Raw genomic sequence first — 25,345 nt, 5'->3', positions numbered from 1 at the left:
CTGCTGAAATCCGCAAGCGCGGCGGCGACAAAAATTTCGCCCAGGTGCTGGTCTTGAGCCGCACCGTCGAACCGCTCGGCCAGCGCCGCTATTGGCCGATTTATGAAGCAGCCGAGGAAGTCGGGCTGCCGGTGGGTGTGCATGCCTTCGGCTTCGGGGGCAATCCGATCACGGCCTCGGGCTGGCCGAGCTTTTACATCGAAGAGATGGTCGGCCACTCCCAATGCCAGCAGGCCGTGCTCTCAAGTCTCGTGCTGGAGGGCGTGTTCGACCGCTATCCCCGGTTCAAGATGATCATGATCGAGGCCGGCTTCGGCTGGGCGCCGTCGCTGTCGTGGCGGCTCGACAAGAACTGGAAGCGGCTCAAGAGCGAGGTGCCGCACGTGAAGCGGCTGCCTTCGGAAACCATCCGCGAACACATCTGGTGGACCACGCAGCCGATGGAGGATCCCGAGCGGCGGGACCACCTGTTTGACGTGGTGGAGTGGGTCGGCTGGGACAAATTGTTGTTCGCCACCGACTACCCGCACTGGGATTTCGACGAGCCGTCACGCGTGCTGCCGCCCGGCGTCAGCGATGCCAAGCGTGAGGCTTTTTATCTGGGTAATGCGAAGAAGCTGTACGGGCTGGCGTAATCGAAATGACAAGGCACGTCGTCGCGCCGGTCGATGAATTGCCGCCGGGTACGCGCAAGTTTCTCACCATCGACGAGCGCCCGATTGCGGTCTTCAACGTCAACGGCGAATTCTTCGGCCTGTTGAATCGCTGCCCGCATCAGGGCGCGGCGCTGTGCGAAGGCGCATTGATTGGTCTTGCGCAATCTTCCGATCCCGGCGAGGTCGAATACACGCGGCGCGGCGAGATCATCCGCTGCCCCTGGCACGGCTGGGAATTCGATATCCGTACCGGCCAATCATATTGCGACCCGAAGCGGTTTCGTACCCGCGCCTATGCCGTCAACGTCGAGCCGGGCACGAGCCTGGTGAAGGGGCCATATGTAGCGGAGACACTCAAAGTGTCGGTGGAAAGCGACTACGTCGTGGTGGATCTGTAAGCGCCCTTCACACATGCCCCATCGTGCGCCGTTCGCGCGCGTAACGCACCAGCGCGGCATAACGATAAAGGCCGTGTACGAATTTTCCATAGGGAAGCGTGATGAACAAAGCGAACACCACGCCGAGGTGTAGCGCCAGCAACGGCCCCATCGCCGAGGTCTCACGCCACAGCAAAAGCGCAAGCCCGGTGACGCCGGTCAGGAACAGCATCAGGGTAAAAGCCGCATCCATGCCGGAGCTGTTGGCGTCGACGAGCGCGGCATCACGCTTGGACCTTTCTGTGAGCAACCCGATCGGTCCAATCACGAGCCCGATGCCGCCCAGCGTACCCAGTACGACCGGCAGATCCCACCAGGGATAGGGCGCTTCGCGAGCCAGCAGGTAGTGATAGAGCGTTGCCACCGAAGTCGACGCAAAGCACAGCAGGAAACCGTAAAACGTCAGGTGGTGGTAGATCCGGCGGTGATCGGTCGGGCGTTCGTCTTCGTTGAAGCAGCCGACGCCGCCGCCATCGAGATAACGCAGCCGCCCGGCATCTTTCATCGCTTGCCAAAGCGATGGTGGCTCGGCAAGCGTGCCGAAGGGCTCGCCGATATCGCGCCAGAAAGCACGAAGGCCCATCGCGAGCGCGAGGATTGCGTAGAGAAACGCGGCGCCGAACAACGCTGCCATCGTATTGTGCGGCATCAGCGCATAGAACGCGCCGGGGCCGGTATGAACGCCCGTCAGAACCGCATGATCGGTCAATGCGGCGAAACCGAAAATGAACGCCGCGACGCTTAAGGCGCAGATGATGCTGATGGCGAGACCGTTGCGGGCGAACAGGCCGGAGAACGCGCGCGGCCAGGCATATGCGGCCCAGGATTCGGCGCGCGCGGCGGCGAGATTTTTCGGCACATTGACATCGAATTCATGCGGCGGCGAGAACTGGCAGTCGGTGTAACAGGCGCCGCAGGCGTGGCAGAGATTGGCAAAGTAGTTGAGGTCGCCATCGGAAAAGGCCCGGCGCATTTCCATCGCCGGAAACACCGCGCAGAGGCCCTCGCAGTAGCGGCAGGAATTGCAGACCGTCATCAGGCGGTCGGCTTCCTTGAGAGTTTGGGTGCCATGCATGCTGCGCTACTCGACCTTTATTCCTGACGCGTTTTTTTCACGCGAACCGGTACCTAGTTCGCTTGAAAACGCTATGTGCTTCACTTCGTAAGGCCCCTGCGCTGCAGCCAGCTCTGGATCAGGCCCGCGACCTCGGCGTTGTTCTTATCCATCATGACCATGTGCGAATTGCCCTTGATGCCGATCTTCGGCAGGTCGATGACGTCAACGCTGCCGCCCGCGGCCTTGATGCCGTCGGCGAAGGCTAGGCCGCTTGCGCGCATCTTCGGCCAGCGCGAATCGCGGTCGATATAGTCACCATAGACGATCAGTGTCGGAATATTCTTCAGCGCATCGATCTTGGCGGGATCGCCGACGCCAGCCGGCTCGATCGCGATCAGCGCCTTGACCTTGTCAGGCCGTGCTTGCGCCACCTTGAATCCGAACGTGCCGGCCTGGCTATGCACCATGATAATGCAGGGGCCGACGCGATCGATCTCCGCAATATAGGCCGCGATCGTCGCGTCATCGTTGGTGGTCCAGCGCGGCACGCCTTGCTTGACGAAATTGTCGTAGCCTTCGGCCGGAAACTGGCTGCCCGGCATCATCTTGCGTTTCGCCGGATCCGGATCGTAGGAGTTCGGTCCATCGCCGATGCGAAAGCGCTCGAACGGATTGGCGGTGGTCAAAAACACCGGCTCGCTCTTGAAGATATCGGGATATTGCGCCCAGCCGGCGCGCCCGCGTTCGACCGCGTCCGAATTGTAGACGCTCCAGCCCTTGCGCAGGAAATAGTTCAGCCAGCCCTCGCGGCCGTCCGGCGTGGTCTCCCAGGTGACGCCGGTCAGTCCGCCGCCGTGCCACATCAGAAGCGGAAACGCGCCGTGCTCGTTGGCAGGCAGGAAATATTGCACGTACATCTGCTCGACCTGATAGACGCCGTTCGGATCGACCTTCGCCGGCACGCCGCCCGGCGTGAACGTGACTTCCTTGATCGGCTTGCCGCTGATCTCGACCAGCCGGCCGCCAACATGGAACGAGCCCATGTCGCGCAGCGAGATGGGCTCGGCGGCCTGCACGGAGGCCGCCGACATAAGGGTTGCCGCCGCCGCTGCGAAAATCGATCGTGACATGGCTCATCCTCCACTTTTTCCTCGTCCCGCGCGGGGCGAAGTCAAACCAGCGCGGCGCTAGTTCCTTGCATTCTTCGCTGCCTCCCGGCCCGCGATCCGGCCGAACACACTGCCGATGGTCATGCCGATGCCGGCGGCGTAACCCTTGCCGAGCACGTTACCGGACATGATCTCGCCGGCGGCGAACATGTTCGCCGAAGGTTTCCCGTCCTTCATCAGCATCCGCGCCTGCTTGTTCACGCGCGTGCCGAGATAGGTGAAGGTGATGCCGGGCCGCACGGGATAGGCATAAAACGGCGCTGTCTCGATCCGTCGCGCCCAATGGGTCTTCGGTGGCGTCAGGCCTTCGGTGCGGCAATCGTCAAGAATGGTATGGTCGAAGGTGCCGGGCCGCACCGCCGCGTTGAAGTCGGCGACGGTCTTTTCCAGCGCTGTGGGATCGAGCGTCAGCTTTTCGGCAAGGCCCGCGATGCTGCCGGACTCGATCGGCGGAAACAACGTCGGCATAAAGCTGTTGCGCGAGCTCGCATCGAAGATGATGTAGGCGATCTGGCCGGGCTGGGCGGCGACGAGGCGTCCCCAGATCGCATAGCGCTTCGGCCAGATATCCTCGCCCTCGTCGTAGAAGCGCTGGGCGTCCCGGTTGACGACGATACCGAACACCACGGAATCATGGCGGGTGATGATGCCGCCGTCGAATTTCGGCGCGCGCGCGTCGATCGCCACCGCATGGCATTGCGTGGGATCGCCGATCTCCTGCACGCCCTTGTCAAGCAGTACCTTCAGGACCGCGCCGCGGTTATAAGGCGTGCCGCGAATCAGGAAATTGTCGGCGACCTCGCCCCAGTACTGCTTCAACCACTCGATGTTGGCTTCGAAACCGCCCGCGGCGGCGACCAGCGCCGAGGCCGAGACGGTCGCTCTCCCGTCGCCGCGCTTGAAGATGGCGGACAGGAACATCCCCTCGGTGATGTCGAGATCGATCACTTCGGCATCGTAGAGAATGTCGATGCCAAGCTGCTCGGCGGTCAGATAAAGCGCGTTCAGCATCGCCCGGCCGCCGCCGAGGAAAAACGAGTTCGTTCGCCCCAGGCTGAGCGTGCCGCCGAGCGAAGGTTGCCAGCGTATGCCCTGCTGCACGATCCAATGCAGGATGTCCTTGGACTCGCGGATCATGTGGCGCGCCAGCTCCTCGTCGGTCTGGCCGCCGGTGACGCGGAGCAGATCTTCCCAGAATTCCTCTTCCGTATAGGGACCGGTGAGGATGTCGGTCGCCGCATCATGGGCGCAGCGCATGTTGCGGGTGTGCCGGGTATTACCGCCGCGATAGAATTTCGGGGCGCCTTCGAGCACCAGTACGGACGCGCCGTCGCGGGCTGCGCTGATCGCGGCGCAAAGCGCGGCGTTGCCGCCGCCGATCACCAGCACGTCGTATTTCCGGGTCAGGTCGACCATGCTCTTTGTTATATTGTCTGCATGTTAATCAGAACTGGCATCGGTGCAGGGCGATACCTTCCTGGAGCATGATCGAGACCGTTATCCGGCGGTTACAACGTGCCGCTTCGCGCCCGCCTCGCTATCGCGATAGACCACAAGCGCCGCGAAGATGCCGAGAACAGCGGCGCACATCAGCCAAAACGCAGGAGAGGCTTTGTCGCCGGTGTGATTGATCAGCAGCGTCGATGCGAAGGGGGTAAAGGTGCCAAACAGGCCCGCGGCCAGCGCAAACGCCATCGAGAAGCAGGTGGTACGGACATGCGACGGCACCACTTCTACCAGCGCGCCCAGCATGGTGCCGCTGTAAACGCCGAAATAGAACGAGAACATCATCTCGACCGCCAGCATCTTGCCGAACGTTGGCGCGTCGACCAGCCAATGCAAAGCGGGGTAGGCCGTCACCAGTGACAGGCAAGCGATCCCCAGCAACACCGGCTTTCGGCCGATGCGATCCGACAGCGCGCCGCCAACCGGATTCCAGATGAAATTCGTCACCGCGACCAGCAGCGTGACCAGCAACGCGTCGCGCGAGGTGAGCTTCAGCACCGTCCGGCCGAAGGTCGGGGTGTAGACGGTGACGAAGTAGAAGGTCGTGGTGGTCAACACCGCGATCATCATGCCGAGCACGATGATCTTCCAGTTTGCCGCCGCCGAACTGAAGACTTCCCTGGTTGTCGGATGCTTCTTCATCGCCAAGAATTCCGGCGTTTCTTCCAGCGTCCGCCGCAGGAAGAAGATGAAGGGAATGATCATGCAGCCGATGAAAAAGGGGATTCGCCATTTGGCGAATTCGATCCCACCGAGGAACGCCACGGTATCGCCCGTGATAACTTCGTTGAGGATGAATCCAATGGTCGCGGCTACGAAAATCGCAACCTGCTGGCTCGCGGACTGGAAGGAGGTATAGAAGCCCTTGTTGCCCGGCGTTGCGATTTCGGAGAGATAGACCGACACACCGCCGAGTTCGACGCCGGCCGAAAAGCCTTGCAACAAGCGACCGACCAGAACGATAAGGGGAGCGGCGACGCCGATGGCCGCATAAGTCGGGCAGAGCGCGATCGTTACTGTGCCCACCGCCATGATCGTCAATGTAACGATCAGGCCCTTGCGGCGGCCGATCTTGTCGATATAGGCGCCGAGCACAATGGCGCCGACCGGACGCATCAAGGCGCCGAGCCAGAAAACGCCGAACGTGTTGAGAAGGGCAGCGGTTTCATCGTGGGAAGGAAAGAACGCGGCGGCGATGTAGCGGGCGTAGAAACCGAAAAGGAAGAAGTCGAACTGCTCGAGGAAATTGCCGCTGGTCGCGCGGAGAATGGCGCCAATTCGCGATTTGATCTGAGCAGGTGGCGAACTGGACGATGGCGTCATTATCGGTTTCTCCCTGTATCACGCGCGGTATCCGCCCATTTCGAGCGAGGTTGTCTTGTTGGGCCAATCTGCCACGTCGCAGTCGCCCGACCAACTGCAAATCAGGCGATTTTTGCGCCGCGCTGGATCGAGGTGAGCAGCCACTGTCGAAACGCCGATAATTTGGCCGACTCGGCGCGCGCTTGCGGCGAAACCAGATAAAAACCGGCGTCAGCGGGCAGCGCGATCTTGAACGGCACCACCAGCCGGCCCTTGGCGATATCGCCTTCCACATAGGAGGTGCGGCCCATCGCGACGCCGAGTCCGTCGATGGCGGCCTGCACCGTCATCAGAATCAGGTCGAAGCTCAGGCCGGGTAGTTTCGATATATCCGATGGCTGACCGGCCGCGGTCAGCCACAGCCGCCAGTCGTCGTCATAGCCGCCGCTGCTGTGCAGCAGCGTATGGCGGGCAAGGTCTTGCGGGGACCGCAGCGGGTTGTCGCCTTTCAACAGCTCCGGGCTGCACACTGGAAACAATTCGTCGGCCGTCAGCCAGTCGGCGCGCAGACCGGACCAGTGTCCGCGGCCATAGCGGATCGCGGCATCGACGTCATCGCGGCGGAAATCGACAAGGCTGGTCGAGGAGGTGATGCGGACGTCGATATCGGGATGGGCCTGCTGGAAGGTGGACAGCCGCGGCAACAGCCACTTCGCCGCGAACGATGCCAAGGTGGATACCGTCAGCACGCGGTCGCCGTCCTTGCGCAACAGCCGGTCGGTGGCGAGCCGCAGGTCGTTGAAGGCGGCGCGAATCCCGGGAAGGTATTCCCTGGCCTCTGTCGTCAGCGCCAGGGTGCGGTTCTGCCGGACAAACAAGCGAATCCCGAGCTCGGCTTCCAGCCGCCGGATCTGATGGCTGATCGCGGTCTGGGTGACGTTCAATTCGGCCGCGGCCGCCGTAAAACTCAGGTGCCGGGCAGCGGCCTCGAAGGCGCGTAATCCGTTGAGCGAGGGAAGGCGGGCGACCATGATTCCAGATGCATGAATTTATCTCATGTATTATGGCTCAAAGTGTCGTTTGCTGCAACCGCAAAGTCTGCCGATAATTGCTGTAAATAATAGAATTATGGAGGACATCATGTCCCTGTGCTTATCCAATAATGTGACAAATAGTCATGATATGAGTGTTTTCACCCGGTTGAATGACCGTCTTCATCTCTGGGTGGACCGCTGGCGTCAGCGTCACGAGCTGACCCATTGGTCGGACCGGGACCTGCATGACGTCGGATTGTCGTGGAGCGACGTCGTCAGCGAGGCCGAGAAGCCGTTCTGGCGGGCTTGAATGCAGCCAAGGCCGGCGCCGCCTTTCCGAAGGGGCGCCGGCGGAAATCTTTCAATCCGGCGGGAGGCCGCCTTGACCGCACTTCGTCTCTCCGACCATCCACACCACATCGAACATTTGAGGCTGCGCGATGGCGGTACCCTGACGGTTCGCCTTGTCGCGCCCGACGATGGCGAGGTGTTGCAGCGTTACTTCCGCAAGCTTTCGATGGTCTCGCGCCACAATCGCTTTCTGGGCGCGATGAGTGAACTGCCGGCAGGCGAACTCGATCGCTTCGTTCACGCCGGCGAGAACGACAGGTTCAGCGTGATCGCGGTGATGATGATCGAAGGTCACGAGATTATCGTGGGCGAGGCGCGCTACGGGTTTGAGGCGGCGAGCGCGAGTTTCGAGTTTGGCATTTCCATCGACGACCGCTGGCAGAGACGGGGCGTCGGCGCTGCGCTGCTCCGCAATCTGGGATGCCGTGCGGCCGCGTTGGGCGCGACCAGGATATTCGGCGACACCCTGCGCTCCAACGCAGCGATGATCGGTTTGGCACGCAAGCTTGGCTTTGCCTTCGGTCGTCATCCCGACGACTGGAAGTTGGTGCGCTTCGAAAAACCGATCGATCCGGTGCATCAGGAGATTCCCTGCGCGAGCTGGAAGCGTGCGGCGGAGCGGCGCATGGCGGAGGCTGTGGTGTAAGAGCGCAGTTTAGGCATCGTTGCGAGCGTTAGCGATCCAGTGTGTTCGTCACTCCGCGATGCGCCGTAAGGCGCAGGCCCGGAATCCATGGCGCCGCATGAACGCTCGGAGAAATGGATTCTCAGGTGCGCAATTGCGCGCCATAGTTCGCTCGCTTCACTCGCGCCCCGGAACGACGACAAGGGAAGAGCGCGGTGCTGCCTCAAAACTTCTCCACCCAGGGCCGTAATTCCAGCTCCCAGGTCCAGGCGCTCCTCGGCTGTTGCAACACGTTCCAATAACTCAGCGCAATCGCGTCGGGATCGAGCATGGAATCCGGCCGGTCGGCAGGATCGGGTCGCGTTGCGCTTTTAATGCCGCCGTCGATCACGAAATGGGCAATGTGGACGCCTTGCGGCGATAATTCGCGCGCCATGCTCTGGGCAAGTCCGCGCAACGCAAATTTCCCCATCGCAAAGGAGGCGGATTGCGCGTAGCCCTTGACGCTGGCAGAGGCGCCGGTGAACAAGATCGCACCGCGTTTGTTCGGCAGCATGCGTTTGGCGGCCTGCTGGGCCACAAGGAAGCCACCGAACGCGCTGACGGCGATCGCTTGCGCGACCTCCGCCGGCACGAGGTCGACGATGGGACCGCGCGCCCGCGCGCTGGCATTGTAGACCACGAGATCGGGCGTCCCGGTCTCGCGCTCGACCAGGCCGAACAGGCGTTCGACCCCGTCCGGCTCGGTAGCGTTGCAGGCATAGGCGTTGGCCCTGGTCTCCGCGCAGAGTGCGCCCAGCTTTTCGATGCTGCGGGCGGCGAGCGCGACGCGAAGTCCTTCGCGCGCGAACAGCCGTGCCAGCGAGGCACTCAGGCCTTCGCCCGCCCCTACAATCAGGGCATTCCTGTATTTTGGAGCTTCCATCGGATGTTCCTTGTTCTATCCGGGGAGGGATGTGCGATAGTTCGCCTCAACAGATGAGGAAGCGAACGAGGGAATTCAATGCAGGAGCATTCGCAAAATCGCCTTGCAAATTCGGATCCTCGGTCGGCGCTGCTCGCGCCGGACACCTCAGGCATGAATTTCTACCGTGCCGATCCTGCGCTTTCGGATCTGCTTCGCATCCATCTGCCCGATGCCTTGTTTCGCCACATCGAACCGTATCTCGACCGTCTCGGCGGGCTTGCAGGTGGCTACCTCGACGAATGCGCCAGGCTCGCCGACCGGCATGTGCCGGTGCTGCATCAGCGCGACCGCTTTGGCCGCGATGTGCAGTGGATCGAATATCACCCGGCCTACCGTGAACTCGAGCGCGCGGCATTCGGGGAATTCGGCATTCATGCGATGTCGCTTCGCAAGGGCATCATGGGCTGGCCTGACAAATATCCTGTCGCCGCCAAGCACGCCTTTACGTTTCTGTTCAATCAGGCTGAGTTCGGACTCGGCTGCCCGATCAATGTCACCGATGGCTGCGCCAAGCTGCTGGCGAATTTCGGCAGCGAGGCGTTGAAGCAGAAATATCTCGACGGCCTCACCCAAACCGATATGAACAAACTGACCCAGGGCGGCCAGTTCATGACCGAGAAAGAGGGCGGCTCCGACGTCGGCTCGCTGACCACGACCGCGGTCGAGGAGGGGGATCACTGGCGGCTTCATGGCGAGAAGTGGTTCTGCTCGAACGCCGACGCCAAAGTCGTGATGCTGCTCGCGCGCCCCGAAGGCGCCGGGCCCGGCACCCGCGGCGTCGGCCTGTTCCTGATGCCGCGGACGCTGGATGACGGCTCGCCCAACGCCTACCGGATCGTGCGTCTGAAGGACAAGCTCGGTACCCGTTCAATGGCGTCAGGTGAAATCAAGCTCGAAGGCGCGACCGCCTATGCCGTCGGCAGGCTCGATCGGGGCTTCGTGCAGATGGCCGAGATGGTCAACTCGTCGCGGCTCTCCAACGGCGTCAAATCCACCGCCCTCATGCGGCGCGCCTATCACGACGCGATGACGGTCGCAAAAAGCCGCGTGGTGTTCGGCAGCCGCATCATCGATCTGCCGTTGGCGCGACGGCAGTTGATGAAAATCATGCTTGCGACCGAGCAGGCGCTGTCGATGAGTTTTCTAACAGCCGATGCGCTCGATCGCGCGGAGGCCGGTAGTCAGGACGCGGCGCTCCTGTTGCGGATACTGACGCCGACGTTGAAGTTCCGTGCCACGCGTGATGCGCGCAAGGTATGCGGCGATGCGATGGAGATGCGCGGCGGCATCGGCTACATCGAGGAATTCGCCACCGCCAGATTATTGCGCGATGCGCATCTTGGCTCGATCTGGGAAGGCACCGGCAATATCGTTGCCATCGATGCGCTGGCGCGGGCGATCGGCCGTCATGGTGCAGATAGCGCGCTCGCAGCCGATCTGCATGCGAGGCTCGACGACAGCGCCGGGATACCGAACACCTTCCGCGACCGGTTGCGGCGGCTTGCCGATTCGGCGATCGAATTCGCGCGCAAGGTCGCCGGCCAGCGCGAAAACGAGACCGAAGCGCGCCGCGCCACCAGCCTGCTTTATCACGCCGCAAGCGCCGTCGCGCTGGCATGGGAAGCCGGGCGCATCCACGAGATGCGTGGCGACGCGCGGCGATTGCTGTTGTCGCGGCTCGTGATCGATCACCGGCTGGCTTCGGCTGATCCATTCCGACTTGCCGACGCCGGTGCGCAGCGCGCGATCACGGACGCCCTGCTCGACGAACGCGCGCTCGGCATGGCCGAGGCGGCTGAGTTGGCCGCTTCATAATCATTCGCTTCGGCTGGAAGAATCTCGGCGAAAATGACTGCCGCCAGATCGGGATTGATGTTGACGAATTATCCCGGCAGCATCCGCTGCATGATCCGGTCGCGATAGATGAAAAGATGGACCATCGCGGCTGCGAAGTGAATGCCGATGAAGGCTAGCAGCGTCCATTCGGCTATTTGGTGCCAGCCATCGATGAATTTGTTGGCCGCCGGATTGGCGGACGCCAGCATCGGCAGGGGTACGATGTAAAAGAAGGACAAGGACCAGCCGCGAAAGGACGCAAACAGCCAACCGCTAAGGGTTGTTGCCAGCACCAGCGCGTAGAGTGCCCAATGGACGAACTCCGAGGTTAATCGCTGCCAAGCGGGCAGCGAACTTTCCGGTGCGACCGGGTGGGTCAGCCGCCAGGCAAAACGCAGGACGATCAGGACGAGGATGACGATTCCGAACGAGACATGAAACGTCATGGGGGAGCCGGGCGTGTCACTCGGATGGACGTCTGGCATCAGCCATCCGATCGGGTATTGCACGAAGAGCAAGGCAACGATCAGCCAGTGAAATGTCTTCGCGGTCGTTCCATACTGGAGGCGGTTGGTCATTCAGTTCTCATCTATCAGATGGTTTCATCATCGGGGGATGGGTTCGTTTTGCGCCAAGATTCCTACGCCGCGCCGATAAGAATACCGACGCCGAGCACGATGACGCCGCCGAGCACGATCTGGAACACGGCGTGCAGGAATGGTGTGTCCATGTAGCGCGCGCGGATATAGGCGATCGCCCAGAGTTCGAAGAACACCACGACGCCCGCGATGGCGGTCGCAATCCAGAAGGCGTTGGCCCAGCGGTCGGGCACGAGATAAGGCATGGTGTGACCGAGGCCGCCGAGCGCCGTCATCACGCCGCTTGCCGCGCCGCGTAACCAGGGCGAGCCGCGTCCCGTGAGCGAGCCATCGTCGGACAGCGCTTCCGCAAAGCCCATGCTGATGCCGGCGCCGATCGAGGCGGCAAGACCCACAAGGAACGTTTGCCAGTTATGATGCGTGGCGAAGGCTGCGGCGAACAAAGGGGCCAGCGTCGAGACCGATCCGTCCATCAGTCCGGCAAGGCCGGGCTGCACATATTGCAGCACGAATACGCGGCGCCGCGTCTTGTCTTCTGCCGCACGCACGTCGGGGGTAAGGAGTTCGTCGGTCAGTTTGGCGGCGATGTGCTCATGGCCTTTTTCGGCTTCCGCAAGATCGGCGAGCAGCCGGCGGACGCCGACATCCTGGGTCTGCTCCGCCGCCTTGATGTAGAATCGCTCGGCTTCGAACTCCATCGTTGCCGCTTCCTTGCGGATCGCATCGAGCGACAGGTTCTTCGTCAGCCAGATCGGGCGGCGGCGTAAGAAGCCTTTGACGTTGTCGCGCCGGATCGGCGGCAGATTTTGACCGAAGCGTTTTTCGTAAATCTCCAGCAACCGGTGACGATGGCCCTTTTCCTCCTCGGCCATCTCCTCGAATATCTTGGCCGATTCCGGGTAACGTTCCGCAAGGTCTTCCGCGAAGCTCATATAGACGCGGCTGTCTTCCTCTTCGGCTGATATCGCCACCGCCAGCACTTCGCGCTCGGTCAAATCGGCAAATTTCTTCACGGTACGGCCCCTGGACATCGCTTAGAATGATTCTAAATTGATATAACCGGGGCCCGCTTGAACGTCAAATCACCCGCTTCCCGATGTTCGCGGGCCGGGGGAACCGATGCGGTTCGCGTTCGTTTCGCTCCTTGGGACATAGCAGGGGAGCATTGATGCAAAAGGTCAAATATCGCCTGAACGACCCGCGGCTGGCGCCGCGCCGGACCAAACTTGAAATTCCAGGATGGGCCGGAAAGCGCGAGCCGCGCGCGAATGGTTCACGCGAGCAGGTGTGGCACTGCGTTCCGTTTTCGGAAGGGGCTCAATACGGGATCGAACTGTTCTATCCCTACGACAACGAGCTGCATGTCAGCACAAAAGACGGGCAGCTTGTTCTGGAGAGTGACTGGGGTGATCCGCCCGATAGCGGTCTGCAGTGGCCGCCGTTCCGGAGTTTCGGCGACACCTTCTACACCTACCAGATACTGCTTGATCTCAAGGTCGAGCCGGGCATGGCAATCCGCACCGAGCCGCATCCGCGCTTCTACACGGATCCCAGCGATAGCGTTCCTATCGCAGTCCCGGCCCTGATCCGAAACTGGTGGCCAATGATGTTCTTCTGCGTTTTCAAGGCGCCTGCCGAAGGCCGCACGCATATTTTCAGGCCGAATGAGCCTTTCGCCCAGATCATCGTGATCCCCGAAGAGGCCAATTTCGAGCTTGAGCCGATGACGGCTGAAGAATTTGCCGAGCGCGAGCTTCAGTCGCGCCGCATTTACAATAACCGGCCAAATCTGTCGGCCGGCACCGCGTGGACCTCTTCAACGGAGACCGTATTTGACGGGACCTACCGGCACCTGCACCGAGCGGCGAAGGAGAAAGCGCGCGAGCAATAGCGTTGATGGGAAATCGCAAAAAAACAGGACCGCAAGGGGTCCTGTTTGATTTTCGTTTACCGCCAATATTGATGGTGGTGATGGTGATGGTGATGATGGTGATAGCGCCGCCAGTAACGGTGATGGTGGTGATGATGGTGGTGGTGGTAATATTGAGCCACCTGGACGGTGTTTTCCGCCGCCGGTTTTTCATCCATTGCCTTCAGGAGTGCTGGCGCGTTGGGAATCGGCTCCAGCAGTTCGGCAAAAGAATTCGCCTTCAAAGCTTCATTCGGATCGGGCGTTGGTGCGGCCTGGGCCACGCCGAGGGCTCCAAGCGCTGCCATCGCGCCCAATAGTCCGGTGATCGTCTTCTGCATAGTCCCTCCTTCAGTTCAGTCATCGGGTTATACGACCCGTCAGCGGCAACGCCGGCTTTTTCGGATTGTTCCCGCGAAAAATTGCGTTCGACCAAAGGCGGAAACGCGATCCACCTATCCGGCGGCCGCTTTCAAGAAGCGCAACAGCAACTGGCTGACTTCGTCGGGCTGTTCCTGCTGGACCCAATGCCCGGCGCCATCGACCAGATGAACGTCGAGCATGCGCGTGCAGGCCGTTGTCTGCATCGTCTCGAACACGCCGGGACGCTGATAGGTCCCCCAGTCTTGCAGACCCGAGATGAAGCAGGAGGGCACGTCAATGCTTCTGCCAGACCAGGTCTCGAGTTCCGCCGTGAACGCGCCCGATGTGCCGCAGCGATACCACTGCAAGCCGCCCTGGAAGCCGGTTCGTTGATATTCGGCGCTGTAGACCGCGAGTTCGTCGTCGGGAAGCCACGCGTTGGCCGCGATCGCCGCCTTCGATGGCATTTCTTCCGCGACCGTCCCGGGCATCGTGTTCGCAAGATCCATCACATAATAGGTCGGCAGCCTGGCGAGTTCGCCCGCGGACCATGATTTGAGCGGATGAGGCCGGTTGCCTTTCCAGTCTGCGCTCTTGTGATGGTAATAGGCGCGCAGGAAATCATGCACGCCTTGTGGTGCGCGCCACATGTCGTCGTTGGCTTCACGCGTCGAATAGTACCAGTGATAATGCTTGCGTGGGCGCGGCAAGGCGGCCAGTTCGTGGTGTATCGGATCGACGCGTTTCGGCGGCAACGGCTTGTCCGCTGTATTGAAGGCCATCTTCGGCGGCCCTGGGAACGGTGCACTCATCAGCGTCACCGAGCGGAACACGTCGGGCCGCATCACGCCGCACCAGGCGGCGACGGAGCTGCCGAAGTCATGTCCGACCACGGCGGCTGAGCGATGACCGAACGCGGCAACGACGCCTAGCGCATCGCGCACCAGGTTTGTCAGGCGGAACGGACGAAGATCGCCGTCATAGTTCGCGTCCCAACCGGTGGTGCGGCCGTAACCGCGCTGGTCCGGCGCGATCACGTGGTAGCCGGCCTTCGCCAGCAGCGGCATCACCTTGCGCCAGCTGAAAGCGAGCTCCGGGAAGCCGTGCAACAGCAACACGCAAGGACGGCCGCCGCTTTCAAAGCCCGCCTCCAGCACGTGCATGGTGAGGCCGTTGATGTCTTCGATAAACCGCGAGCGGACGCCTGCGGGGAGCGGGATGTCGGGGAGGGTGTGCATAGTTTAGTCACCAACAATCTGGTCGTTCCCGCGAAAGCGGGAACCTAACGCGGAGTTGGCTCCCGCAACATCCTTGCCGCCGGTGGTTCTGGATCCAGGCTCGCGTTCACCTTGCTTACTTGGCCGGGACGACGACGACCCTGCTTGCACGTCACAATCGCTCGACGATGGTCACGTTGGCCATGCCGCCGCCTTCGCACATGGTCTGCAGGCCATAGCGCTTGTTGCGCTGTTTGAGCGCGTTGACCAGCGTCGTCATCAGCTTGGTGCCGGAGCCGCCGAGCGGATGGCCGAGCGCGATGGCGCCGCCGTGGACGTTGAGCCTCTCGGGGTCGGCGCCGGTAGTCTTGAGCCACGCGGTTGGCACCGACGCAAAGGCCTCGTTCACTTCGAACAGGTCGATGTCGTCGACCTTCATGCCGGCCTTTTTCAGCGCCCGTTCCGTCGCATGCAGCGGTGCGTCCAGCATGATCACGGGATCTCCGCCCATCATGGTCATGTGGTGCACCCGCGCCATCGGCGTGACGCCGAGCGACTTCAAGCCTTTTTCATTGACGACCATCACGCCGGAGGCGCCGTCGCAGATCTGGCTGGCGGAAGCGGCGGTCAGCTTCCCGTTCTCCGCGATCAGTTTGACGTTCCTGATGCCGTCCAGGCTGACGTCGAAACGAATTCCTTCATCGATCGCGTGAACATCCTTTGAGCCGTCGGCGCGCGTGATCGGCAGCGGCACGATTTCGTCCTTGAAGCGGCCCGCTTGCGTCGCCGCGATCGCGCGCTGGTGGCTGTTGTAGGAATATTCGTCCAGATCGTTCTTGGAGAGGCCGTATTTCTCGGCCATCATTTCCGCGCCGGTGAACTGGCTGAACACGATGTTCGGGTAACGCTGTTCGATATTCGGGCTCTTGTAATGGCCGAATCCGTTTTTTGCCGGCAGTTGCGAGGCAAGCCCCATCGGCACCCGCGTCATCGCCTCGACGCCGGCCGCGATCACGACGTCCATGCTGCCGGACATCACGGCTTGGGCGGCAAAGTGCAGCGCTTGTTGCGAGGAACCGCATTGCCGGTCGATCGAGGTGCCAGGCACGCTCTCCGGCAGCCTGGACGCCATGATGGCGTTGCGCGCGATATTGTTCGATTGCTCGCCGACTTGCATGACGCAACCCATGATCACGTCTTCGATCTGGTCCGGTGCGGCGCCGGAGCGTTCCACAAGTGCATTGAGTACGGAGGCCGCGAGATCGGCTGGATGCCAGCCCGCAAGGCGACCTCCCTTGCGGCCACCGGCAGTGCGTGCGGCAGCGACGATATAGGCCTCGGCCATGGGCGTTCTCCCCTAATTTTGTTGGGCGGAATTTTTGGATGGTTGCACGAATTAGAATAGCGCGGCCGGATTTAGTCAATCAATTAAGGCTTGAGGCGGCCCGCGCCATGGGGTTAGCGTGCATGCAAGAGCGAAGAAATGCAGGAGAGACGCCACCATGCAATTAAAAGACGTTGCGGTCCTGATCACCGGCGGCGGTTCCGGCCTTGGAGCTGCGACCGCGCGCGCCATGGCGGCCAAAGGTGCCAAAATCGCCGTGCTGGATCAAAGCAGGGAGAATGCCGAGAAGGTTGCGGCCGAGGTGAAAGGTATCGCGGTCCCGGCCGACGTGACCGACGAGGAGCAGGTCAAGGCCGCCATCGCGAAAGGTGAGAGCGTCCACGGCATTGCGCGTGTGCTGGTGAATTGCGCCGGGATCGGCGGATCGCAGCGTATCGTCGGCAAGGACGGCGTCTATCCGCTCGCCAAGTTCGCGCGCATCATCAATGTCAATCTGGTCGGCACCTTCAATGTGCTGCGGCTGTTCGCCGAACGGCTGTTGACCGAGCAGCCGGTGGGCGAAGAGCGCGGCGTCATCATCAATACCGCGAGCGTCGCGGCCTATGAGGGGCAGATCGGCCAGATCGCCTATTCGGCCTCCAAAGGCGGCGTGGTCGGCCTCACGCTGCCTGCCGCGCGCGATCTCGCCCAGCACAAGATTCGCGTCAATACCATTGCGCCAGGTCTTTTCTTCACCCCGCTATTGATGGGATTGAGCGAGGAAGCCCGCCAAAGCCTTGGTGCGCAGGTGCCGCATCCCGCGCGCCTGGGCGATGCCGCCGAATACGGCAACCTCGTGGTCCACATCGTCGAGAACGCGATGCTCAACGGAGAAACCATCCGTCTCGACGGCGCGATCCGCATGGCGCCGCGATGACGAGACAATCCGCCTTGCACTGGAGAGTAGCGGCATGAATTTCGATTTTTCCGACGAACAAAAACAGTTGCGCGACACCGCGCGGAAATTTCTTGTGGAGAAGTGTCCGCCCAAGGCGGTGCGCGCCGTCATCGACGGCAAGGCGCCCTATGACCGCGATCTGTGGAAAGGCCTCGCCGAGATGGGCTTTCTCGGCGTCGCGATTCCGGAGGCCTATGGCGGCTCCGGCGCCGGCCAACTGGAGCTTTGTGTGATCGCCGAGGAGATGGGCCGCGCGCTCGCGCCGGTGCCGTTTTCCTCAACCGTCTATCTCGCCGCCGAAGCGTTGCTTGCTGCTGGAAGCGAGGCGCAGAAGCAAAAATGGCTCCCGGTGATCGCCTCCGGCGATGCCATCGGGACGCTCGCTCTGTTCGAAGGCAAGGGTAATCCATCGCCGCAGGCGATCAAGCTCGCGGCGTCCGGCGGCAAGCTCGATGGCGTGAAGAAGCCGGTCGCCGACGGCGCGATTGCGGATTTTGCGATCGTGGCCGCGCGCACCGGCTCGACCGGCCGCGAGACCGACATCTCGCTGTTTCTGGTGGATATGAAGGCCGAAGGGGTCGAAGCCAAGGCGCTCGCCAACGTCGATCCGTCGCGCAACCAGGCGGAGGTTATTTTCAAAAATTGCAAGGCGGAGCCGCTGGGCGCCAGCGGCGAAGGCTGGAGCATTGTCTCGCAGGTGCTCGATCGGGCCGCGGTGCTGCTCGCCTTCGAACAGGTCGGCGGCGCCGACCGCGCGCTCGAAATGGGCCGCGATTATGCGCTCGACCGCATCGCCTTCGGCCGGCCGATCGGGTCGTTTCAGGCGATCAAGCACATGCTGGCCGACATGTATGTTTCGGCGACGCTGGCGCGCTCCAACTGCTATTACGGCGCCTGGGCGCTCTCGACCAATGCCGGCGAATTGCCGGAGGCCGCTGCGGCAGCGCGGATCAGCGCGACCCAGGCGTTTCAGCATTGCGCCAAGAACAACATCCAGGTCCATGGCGGCATGGGGTTCACCTGGGAGTTCGACTGCCATCTCTATTACCGGCGCGCGAATGCGACGGCGCTGTCGCTCGGCTCGATGTCGTATTGGGAAGATGCTCTGATCGACCGGATGCGGAAAAGGAATGCGGCCTGATGCAGGCCGGCGTTTCGACGATGACAACGGGAAATTGCGCATGAATTTCGATGACACCCCGCAAGAGGCTGCCTTTAGGGCCGAGGCGAAAGCCTGGATCGCCGCGAACGCGCCGAAGCAATATGAGGAGGAATTGAAAAGGTCCTCGCTCGGCCGCACCGCCCTCAAGGGCGCCAATGTTCTCGATGTCGCGAAGGCGTGGCAGAAGAAGAAGGCTGATGCCGGCTGGGCCTGCCTGCACTGGCCGAAGGAATATGGCGGCCGCGGCGCGTCCCCGATCGAGCGCGTGATCTGGCAACAGGAAGAAGGCGCCTTCGGCAAGCTCTCCTTCACCTTCATCATCGGCCACGGCATGTGCGGTCCAACCATGATGGCTTATGCGGGCGAGGAGCATAAGCGTCGCTATTTGCCGCCCCTCGCGTCAGGCGAGGATATCTGGTGCCAGTTGTTTTCAGAACCCGCCGGCGGCTCCGACGTTGCGGGCTTGCGCACGCGCGCGGAGAAGCGTGGCGACGACTGGATCATCAACGGCCAGAAAATCTGGACCTCGGGGGCGCATTATTCCGACTATGGAATCCTGCTGACGCGCACCGACCCCACCGTGCCCAAGCACAAGGGGCTCACCATGTTCTTCCTGAGCATGAAAAGCCCGGGCATTGAAATCAGGCCGATCAAGCAGGCCAACGGCAACTCCGACTTCAACGAAGTCTATTTCACCGATGTGAAGATTCCCGATTCCCAGCGGCTCGGCGCCGTCAACGACGGCTGGAACGTCTCGCTGACCACGCTGATGAACGAACGCATGTCGATCGGCGCGGGGATTGCGACCGGCTTCCCCGAGCTGTTCGAATTTTGCAGCAACCTGATGCTGGAAGATGGGCCGGCGATCGATGATGCGAGCGTCCGCTCGAAGCTCGCTCATTGGGCGGTGCGCGCCAGCGGGCTTAGATATACCAACATGCGTGCGATCTCCGCCCTGTCGAAAGGCGAGCGTCCAGGACCGGAAAATTCGATCGGCAAGCTGGTCGCGGGATCGATGATCCAGGACATCTCGGCCTATGCAATGGATTTGCAGGGCGCGGCCGGCGTGTTCTCCGGCCCCGAGGAAGCGGAAGTGGCCGGCAAGTTCCAGGCGATGCTGCTGCGAGCGCCCGGAACCCGCATCGAAGGCGGCACCGACGAGATCATGCGCAACATCATCGCCGAGCGCGTGCTCGGTTTGCCCGGCGATATCCGTGTCGACAAGGATGTGCCGTTCAGCCAGATCCCGACAAAGGGTAGAAACTGATCGCGAAGGCCTCTTTTCCAGCTGTCTTGCTTTCGAAAGGAGAGGCGAAGTGAGGCCCACGCAAGGAGATTGCTCCGATGAATTTCGATGACACTCCGCAAGAAGCCGCCTTCCGCGCCGAGGCGAAGGCGTGGGTCGATGCCAATGCGCCCCGCGAATTCGAGGCAGAGCTTGCGAAGGCTTCGTTGGGGCGGATCAGGCTGCAAAAGCACGACATCGTCGAGGTCGCCAAGGCCTGGCAGAAGAAGAAGTCTGACAGCGGATGGGTGTGTCTGCACTGGCCCAAGGAATATGGCGGCCGCGGCGCTTCACCCGTCGAGCGCGTGATCTGGCAGCAGGAAGAAGGGATTTACTTCAAGCTTACAAGCCCGTTCCAGATCGGCGAGGGCATGTGCGGGCCGACGCTGATGGCTTTCGGCAGTGAAGCCGACAAGCGGCGCTATCTGCCGAAGATCGCCTCGGGCGAGGAAATCTGGTGCCAGTTGTTCTCCGAGCCCGCAGGCGGCTCCGACGTGGCGGGCCTGCGCACCCGCGCCGAACGCGATGGCGATCACTGGATCATCAATGGCCAGAAAATCTGGACCTCGGGGGCGCACTATGCCGACTACGGTCTGCTCATCACCCGCACCGATCCGACCGTGCCCAAGCACAAGGGCCTGACGATGTTCTTCATCGACATGAAGAGCCCGGGCGTCGAGGTCAGGCCGATCAAGCAGGCCAACGGCATGCAGGAATTCAACGAAGTGTTTTTCACCAATTTGCGCGTACCCGACTCGCAGCGGTTGGGCGCGATCGGCGACGGCTGGAGCGTGTCGCTGACCACGTTGATGAACGAACGCATGTCGATCGGCTCTCGGCTTGCTACCGGCTTCAACGAGCTGTTCGACTTTTGCTGCAACCTGATGACCGAAGATGGACTTGCGATCGACGATCGCGCCACGCGTTCGAAGCTTGCATCATGGGCGGTCAAAAACAGCGGTCTTAAATATACCAGCATGCGAACCATCTCGGCGTTGTCCAGAGGCGAGCGGCCGGGCCCGGAAAACTCGATCGGCAAGCTGGTGTCAGGCGCGATGCTTCAGGATATCGCGACCTACGCGATGGACCTGCAAGGCGCCAGCGGCGTGCTGAACGATCCGGCGACCGCGGAAGCTGCCGGCCAGTTTCAGGCCATGCTGCTGTCGTCGCCATCGATCCGGATTGCCGGCGGTACCGACGAAATCCTGCGCAACATCATCGCCGAGCGCGTGCTGGGTCTGCCCGGCGACATCCGCGTCGACAAGGATGTGCCGTTCAACCAAATCCCGACCAAGGGACGATAAGATATGCCAACGACCGCGAGCGATTCATCCGGAAGCCGACACAGCACCGAGGAGCGCATCGGCATTCTGGAGGAGTTGCTTGACGAGCGCTTTTCCTGCCGGGCTTTCAAGCCCGATTCCGTGCCGCGTTCGCTCATCGAGCGAATCCTCAAGGTGGCGCAGCGCACCGCGTCTTGGTGCAACAGCCAGCCGTGGCAGGTCGTGATTGTAAGCGGCGAGGCACGCGAAAAATTCCGCGAGGAGATCTATGCGGCAGCAACTTCGGGCAAAGATGATGGCGATTTTCCATTTCCAAGGGAATATCGCGGCGTCTATTTGGAACGCCGGCGCGAAAGCGGCTTTCAGCTCTACAATGCACTCGGCATTCCACGTGGCGACAGGGCGGCCTACGCCAAGCAGGCGCTGGAGAATTTCAATTTCTTTGGCGCGCCGCATGTCGCCATTATTCATACGGACGAGGCGCTCGGTGTCTACGGCGCGATCGATTGCGGCGCCTATGTCAGCAATTTCATGCTGGCGGCGCAGGCGCTCGGCCTTGGCACCATTCCGCAGGCCGCGCTCGCTCACCAGTCCGGCCTGATCCGGCGGCATTTCAAGCTCGGCGACGACCGGCGCGTGGTGTGCGGGATATCTTTCGGCTACGCGGACCGTGATCACCGTATCAATGGCTACCGCACCTCACGAGCAAGCGTGTCCGATGCGGCGGTCTTTGTTGATGGATAGATGAGCCTCGGCTTAAAACCTCGGCGGGCGTTTCTCGGAGAAGGCCTTGATGCCTTCCTTGATTTCGTCGCTGCGCATGCTGTCGCGGTGCCGGCGGTCGGCCCCCTCTTCATCGAGTTTGCCGCGCGCGATCTCGTGGATGGTCTGCTTCATGCCGCGCATGGCAATCGGTGCGTTGCCGGCAAGAACGGTTGCCAGCCGGTCGACCTCCTCGTCCAGGGCTTCGGCAGGAACCGCTGACGTCAGATAGCCGATCCGCAACATTTCCATGGCGCCGATTTTCTCGGATGTCAGAAACAGCCGCTTGGCATTGTCGAGCCCGAGCCGCGTCACGTAGCGCGCGATACCGCTCTTGTAGTAGTGCAGACCAAGCCGCGCCGCCGGCATGAACATTTCGCAGCTGTCGACGCCGATGCGGAAATCGCAGGCGAGCGCAAGGTCGGTCGAGCCGCCATAGACCCCGCCATTAAGCCGGCAGATGGTGGGAATGCCGAGATCCTCGAGCCGGTTGACCACAGCCTCGAAAGCGGATCCGGCGCTTCGCTGTTCCACCGCGCTGGTCGCGCGTTCGGCGACCGAATTGAGATCGTAGCCGGCGCTGAAAGCGCGGCCGGTCCCGGTAAGCACCAGAACGCGAACGGCGGCGTCGGCCTCGATTTCCGCGAACTGGCCCAACAACACGTCCAGATCGTCGGCCTGCAAGCGGTTGAGATGTTTTGGGCGATTGAGGCGAATGGTGGCGCGTGCGCCGTGCCGTTCGAGTACCGGCGGGCTTGCGTCGGTTTCCGACATTGTTTTCTCCGCTATTTATTCTCCAGCGCGCGCCGCTGGGCTTCGGCATCGATCGTCTCGGCCAGGTCGGGGTGGCGAGCCATCAGCACGCGAAAGTCGACGAGATCCAGCACCAGAAGCTGCGATACCCGTGTCGTCGTGATGTTGGCCGAGCGCAGGTTGTTGCCGAGTAGCGCCATTTCGCCGAAAAAAGCGCCTTCGCCAAGCGCGACTTTCTTGCCCGGCAAATCGACCTCGACTTCGCCGCTGGCAATGAAGTACATGCAGTCGCCGATCTGGTCCTTGCGGATGATGGTGGTGCGCGGCGGAAGATCAATCGTGCGCAGTATCTGGGTGACGTCGGCGATTGCCGCGGGTCCGAGCGAAGCGAAGAACGGCACCTTGCTCACGTGCTCCCAGGTCCGCAGGAAATTGTCACGACGGGTTTCTGCGGCAAAGCCCGTGGCGAGAATACCGGCCCACAATCCGAACACGCCAAGCCCGCAGATCATGACGGCGGCGGCGATGATCCGTCCCAGCGGGGTGATCGGCACCACATCGCCGTAGCCGGTCGTGGTCAGTGTCGCTACCGCCCACCATAAAGCCGCCGGTATGCTGCCGAAGCTCGCCGGCTGAATATCGCGCTCGAGGAAGAATTCCGCCACAGAGGCCATAAAGAGGACCATCAGGAAAATCACGAGCACGCTCAACAGCGGTCCGGATTCCACCACCAGCACCCGGCGCAATTGCCGCAAGCCCCGAATCCCCGGCACGACTTTCAGCACCCAGAACATGCCAAGCAGCCAGGCGGATTTGGGTGTTACGCCTGCGGCCAGTGCAATAGGGACCGCGAGCGCGGAAGCCGCGTCCACGATGCCGCGTAAGGAGGACGTGTAGGCCCATCGGCGGTCGATACGAAAAGCGTGACGCAGTCGGACCACCCATTCGAACACAAAATAGGCGAGACAGGCCCACAGCAGCGCATCGATGACATGGTGCAAGGCGGCATAGGCCGGATCGACTGTCAGCAGCACGATCGCCACAACGCCGCAGGTGACCGCAAGGTAGGCGGCCTTGGTCATATTGCGGCCGGTGGCCGTGGCGGTTGCAAACTGCTGGAAGGCTGAAACGTCGGAGGACTTGGACATAGCGCGCCGGTCGCCTCTCAGGCGCTTTGTGCGGTCTTGACGACCACCACATTGTCTTCGTGGCCGCCCTGCCGCTTCAGGCTCTCGCGCCGCATGCCGATTTCGTCGCGCACGAATTCATATCCGAGCTTGAACGTGTCCAGCCCGTCGCTGGAAATGGTGCCGTCGCGCAGGCCAATCACCGCGCCGCGAAGCACCCCTTCGAGTTCGTCCTGCAAGCCTTCCAGCGCCTCCATCGTCTGGGCATTGGCGATCCGCTCGCCAATATCGAGGATCGCGGTTGCGAGTTCGCTGGCCTTTTCCGGTGCGACCCGGGTGACCTTGGTGTAGAGCCCGACAAAGATCGATCCGATGACGCTGAGCGCGGCCACGGCCAAGTATAGCAAGTCACTATAGCGCTCCAGGAAGGATTTGGACGTGTCATTGATATATTCGGCGACGCCCTGATGCGCCGCGACAAAGGCGCTCTTGTCGACATCGGCCGGCTCGATCTTGGAGGCGAAGCCGTCGTCGAGCGCAAGCTCCGCCTTGTTCTCATAGATCGTACGCGCTAACTCGCCTGCGGTGTTCGCGGCAATCGCGGCCTGCCCCACCAGCAGCCAGTGCAATCCCACCGTATCCAGGTCGTCATCGGGAATTTGCGGCGTCGAGGACAACAGGCCGGTGGCTAGCGTTTCCTCCGAAATGCCGGGATAGCGCCGGGTCAACGCAGTCGATTCGTCGATGGCGTTCACCGTGAATGGCGCTCGTCTGGCGGATTGTTCGAAGCCCTTGTCCCTGACGATCGCGGAGGCATGGTCAATCACGATGACGGAGCCATAACCGCCGGAGGTAAACAACTTGTCGAGCGTCGAATTAGCGGGGGCCAGTTGCAGGCGCGCACTGGTGTCCGACCCTTCGGGAATTTCGAGAACCTTGCGGGCAAAGGTGAGATTATTGGTGGAACTCGTCAGCAGCGCGATTTTCTTTTTCTTCAACTCGGCGAGCGATTTGATCTTCTTGTCGCCGGGGCTGATCAGCATCAATACATCGTGTTCCAGGATCGCGATCGAGCGGGCGCGTGGCGGGATCTTTGCATCGGTTCGCAGCACGGCGAGGTCGGCCAATTTCCGGTCGAACTGGGCAAGCGCCCTGGTGTTGTCGGCGTTGGGAATGATCTTGAGCCGAAGCCGCGAGGAGGTAGCCCTGAGCATGGCGGCAAGCTTGGTGGCGAAACGGGCTTGCGGTCCGTTGGCCTCACCGACGGCAAAGGTCAGCGTTTCGGAATTCCTGAGCCAGATGCGGCTGCCCCATACGGTTGCACCCGTCAGCAGCAGCGTCAGCACCGCAAACAGGATCACTTGCCTGCGGTTGCTGTTGAGAAATGACGGGCGCGAGCGCCGTGTGCCGGATGGTGGCGTTGGGACTTCAGCGCTCATGGCCCTTATCCGCAACTTCTAAGGGCGGCGGCGCCACGTTAATTGCGCCGAAAACCGCCCGAACTGCGTCCTAAATGCCTAAAAAAGAACGATAATTTTATAAGCTCGGATGATATCCGCTGGGCCAAGGATTGCAAACCAGCCCCTAAAGGTAACCTTACCCCTGGGCCGATCAGTCCTTCCTCCGCACCCCCGGGGGCAAGGCCTGGGCCAATTGCCCGCAT

25 protein-coding genes are annotated in these 25,345 nt (G+C 61.8%); 11 read left to right on the top strand and 14 right to left on the bottom strand.

Going from position 1 to position 25,345, the window contains the following annotated elements:
• Positions 1-635 (top strand): amidohydrolase family protein (locus WB528_RS20860; RefSeq protein WP_423890302.1); only part of this gene is annotated, 635 nt, incomplete at its 5' end.
• 5 nt (positions 636-640) lie between these two features.
• Positions 641-1,054: a Rieske (2Fe-2S) protein gene (locus tag WB528_RS20855; protein WP_423890301.1), complete on the top strand. Its 414-nt coding sequence runs from the start codon at positions 641-643 to the stop codon at positions 1,052-1,054.
• A gap of 7 nt (positions 1,055-1,061) precedes the next feature.
• Here the strand turns inward: WB528_RS20855 and tcuB are convergent, their stop codons facing one another.
• The 5 genes from tcuB to WB528_RS20830 all read right to left on the bottom strand — a co-directional run bounded on the left by tcuB (position 1,062) and on the right by WB528_RS20830 (position 7,158).
• On the bottom strand, positions 1,062-2,168 hold the full coding sequence (tcuB, locus tag WB528_RS20850) for a tricarballylate utilization 4Fe-4S protein TcuB (RefSeq protein WP_423890300.1): 1,107 nt from the start codon (positions 2,166-2,168) through the stop codon (positions 1,062-1,064).
• 80 nt (positions 2,169-2,248) lie between these two features.
• On the bottom strand, positions 2,249-3,280 hold the full coding sequence (locus tag WB528_RS20845; RefSeq protein WP_423890299.1) for an esterase: 1,032 nt from the start codon (positions 3,278-3,280) through the stop codon (positions 2,249-2,251).
• 57 nt (positions 3,281-3,337) lie between these two features.
• Positions 3,338-4,726: an FAD-dependent tricarballylate dehydrogenase TcuA gene (tcuA, locus tag WB528_RS20840; RefSeq protein ID WP_423890305.1), complete on the bottom strand. Its 1,389-nt coding sequence runs from the start codon at positions 4,724-4,726 to the stop codon at positions 3,338-3,340.
• Positions 4,727-4,816: 90 nt separating this feature from the next.
• Positions 4,817-6,148: an MFS transporter gene (locus WB528_RS20835; RefSeq protein WP_423890298.1), complete on the bottom strand. Its 1,332-nt coding sequence runs from the start codon at positions 6,146-6,148 to the stop codon at positions 4,817-4,819.
• Between the two features lie 101 nt (positions 6,149-6,249).
• Positions 6,250-7,158 (bottom strand): transcriptional regulator GcvA, encoded by a 909-nt coding sequence (locus tag WB528_RS20830; RefSeq protein ID WP_423890297.1) that lies wholly within the window; start codon positions 7,156-7,158, stop codon positions 6,250-6,252.
• A 151-nt stretch (positions 7,159-7,309) separates the two neighbouring features.
• Between WB528_RS20830 and WB528_RS20825 the strand changes: the two genes are divergently transcribed.
• Positions 7,310-7,471, top strand: coding sequence for a DUF1127 domain-containing protein (locus WB528_RS20825; protein ID WP_423890296.1), 162 nt, complete (start codon positions 7,310-7,312; stop codon positions 7,469-7,471).
• 72 nt (positions 7,472-7,543) lie between these two features.
• Positions 7,544-8,158 (top strand): N-acetyltransferase family protein, encoded by a 615-nt coding sequence (locus WB528_RS20820; RefSeq protein ID WP_423890295.1) that lies wholly within the window; start codon positions 7,544-7,546, stop codon positions 8,156-8,158.
• 202 nt (positions 8,159-8,360) lie between these two features.
• Here WB528_RS20820 and WB528_RS20815 read toward each other — a convergent pair whose 3' ends face one another.
• Positions 8,361-9,062, bottom strand: a complete 702-nt coding sequence (locus WB528_RS20815; protein WP_423890294.1) for an SDR family NAD(P)-dependent oxidoreductase — start codon at positions 9,060-9,062, stop codon at positions 8,361-8,363.
• A 78-nt stretch (positions 9,063-9,140) separates the two neighbouring features.
• On the opposite strand from WB528_RS20815, the gene WB528_RS20810 reads away from it, so the two are divergent.
• Entirely contained in the window at positions 9,141-10,919 is a 1,779-nt protein-coding gene (locus WB528_RS20810; RefSeq protein WP_423890293.1) for an acyl-CoA dehydrogenase family protein, read from the top strand.
• A gap of 68 nt (positions 10,920-10,987) precedes the next feature.
• Here WB528_RS20810 and WB528_RS20805 read toward each other — a convergent pair whose 3' ends face one another.
• Both WB528_RS20805 and mbfA read right to left on the bottom strand, forming a co-directional pair.
• Positions 10,988-11,518, bottom strand: coding sequence for a cytochrome b (locus WB528_RS20805; protein ID WP_423890292.1), 531 nt, complete (start codon positions 11,516-11,518; stop codon positions 10,988-10,990).
• A gap of 62 nt (positions 11,519-11,580) precedes the next feature.
• The gene (gene mbfA, locus WB528_RS20800) at positions 11,581-12,552 is read right to left on the bottom strand and encodes an iron exporter MbfA (RefSeq protein ID WP_423890291.1); all 972 of its coding nucleotides are present in this window, start codon (positions 12,550-12,552) and stop codon (positions 11,581-11,583) included.
• Between the two features lie 155 nt (positions 12,553-12,707).
• Here mbfA and WB528_RS20795 point away from each other — a divergent pair, with 155 nt between their 5' ends.
• Positions 12,708-13,430, top strand: a complete 723-nt coding sequence (locus WB528_RS20795) for a hypothetical protein (RefSeq protein ID WP_423890290.1) — start codon at positions 12,708-12,710, stop codon at positions 13,428-13,430.
• Positions 13,431-13,486: 56 nt separating this feature from the next.
• Here the strand turns inward: WB528_RS20795 and WB528_RS20790 are convergent, their stop codons facing one another.
• From WB528_RS20790 to WB528_RS20780, 3 genes are all read right to left on the bottom strand, one after another.
• Complete coding sequence (locus tag WB528_RS20790; RefSeq protein ID WP_423890289.1) at positions 13,487-13,789, bottom strand: hypothetical protein; 303 nt, start codon at positions 13,787-13,789, stop codon at positions 13,487-13,489.
• Positions 13,790-13,903: 114 nt separating this feature from the next.
• The gene (locus tag WB528_RS20785; protein WP_423890288.1) at positions 13,904-15,049 is read right to left on the bottom strand and encodes an alpha/beta fold hydrolase; all 1,146 of its coding nucleotides are present in this window, start codon (positions 15,047-15,049) and stop codon (positions 13,904-13,906) included.
• A 151-nt stretch (positions 15,050-15,200) separates the two neighbouring features.
• Positions 15,201-16,373: an acetyl-CoA C-acetyltransferase gene (locus WB528_RS20780; protein WP_423890287.1), complete on the bottom strand. Its 1,173-nt coding sequence runs from the start codon at positions 16,371-16,373 to the stop codon at positions 15,201-15,203.
• A gap of 157 nt (positions 16,374-16,530) precedes the next feature.
• Between WB528_RS20780 and WB528_RS20775 the strand changes: the two genes are divergently transcribed.
• The 5 genes from WB528_RS20775 to WB528_RS20755 all read left to right on the top strand — a co-directional run bounded on the left by WB528_RS20775 (position 16,531) and on the right by WB528_RS20755 (position 21,784).
• The gene (locus tag WB528_RS20775) at positions 16,531-17,289 is read left to right on the top strand and encodes an SDR family NAD(P)-dependent oxidoreductase (RefSeq protein WP_423890286.1); all 759 of its coding nucleotides are present in this window, start codon (positions 16,531-16,533) and stop codon (positions 17,287-17,289) included.
• A gap of 34 nt (positions 17,290-17,323) precedes the next feature.
• The gene (locus WB528_RS20770; RefSeq protein WP_423890285.1) at positions 17,324-18,451 is read left to right on the top strand and encodes an acyl-CoA dehydrogenase family protein; all 1,128 of its coding nucleotides are present in this window, start codon (positions 17,324-17,326) and stop codon (positions 18,449-18,451) included.
• A 40-nt stretch (positions 18,452-18,491) separates the two neighbouring features.
• Positions 18,492-19,739, top strand: a complete 1,248-nt coding sequence (locus WB528_RS20765; protein WP_423890284.1) for an acyl-CoA dehydrogenase — start codon at positions 18,492-18,494, stop codon at positions 19,737-19,739.
• Positions 19,740-19,816: 77 nt separating this feature from the next.
• Positions 19,817-21,061: an acyl-CoA dehydrogenase gene (locus WB528_RS20760; RefSeq protein WP_423890283.1), complete on the top strand. Its 1,245-nt coding sequence runs from the start codon at positions 19,817-19,819 to the stop codon at positions 21,059-21,061.
• Positions 21,062-21,064: 3 nt separating this feature from the next.
• On the top strand, positions 21,065-21,784 hold the full coding sequence (locus WB528_RS20755) for a nitroreductase (RefSeq protein ID WP_423890282.1): 720 nt from the start codon (positions 21,065-21,067) through the stop codon (positions 21,782-21,784).
• Positions 21,785-21,796: 12 nt separating this feature from the next.
• Here WB528_RS20755 and WB528_RS20750 read toward each other — a convergent pair whose 3' ends face one another.
• From WB528_RS20750 to WB528_RS20740, 3 genes are read right to left on the bottom strand one after another with little or no spacing between them, the layout of a single operon-like run.
• Positions 21,797-22,576 (bottom strand): enoyl-CoA hydratase/isomerase family protein, encoded by a 780-nt coding sequence (locus WB528_RS20750; protein ID WP_423890281.1) that lies wholly within the window; start codon positions 22,574-22,576, stop codon positions 21,797-21,799.
• 11 nt (positions 22,577-22,587) lie between these two features.
• The gene (locus WB528_RS20745; RefSeq protein ID WP_423890280.1) at positions 22,588-23,703 is read right to left on the bottom strand and encodes a cyclic nucleotide-gated ion channel; all 1,116 of its coding nucleotides are present in this window, start codon (positions 23,701-23,703) and stop codon (positions 22,588-22,590) included.
• Positions 23,704-23,720: 17 nt separating this feature from the next.
• Positions 23,721-25,121 carry a TAXI family TRAP transporter solute-binding subunit gene (locus WB528_RS20740; RefSeq protein WP_423890279.1) on the bottom strand — a complete coding sequence of 467 codons (1,401 nt, stop codon included), beginning with the start codon at positions 25,119-25,121 and terminating at the stop codon, positions 23,721-23,723.
• Between the last annotated feature and the right edge of the window lie 224 nt (positions 25,122-25,345).

The organism is Bradyrhizobium sp. (assembly GCF_049586575.1).
GTDB lineage: Bacteria > Pseudomonadota > Alphaproteobacteria > Rhizobiales > Xanthobacteraceae > Bradyrhizobium.
Note: the sequence above shows the minus strand (reverse complement) of the source record. Positions and strands in the feature narration are given on the sequence as shown.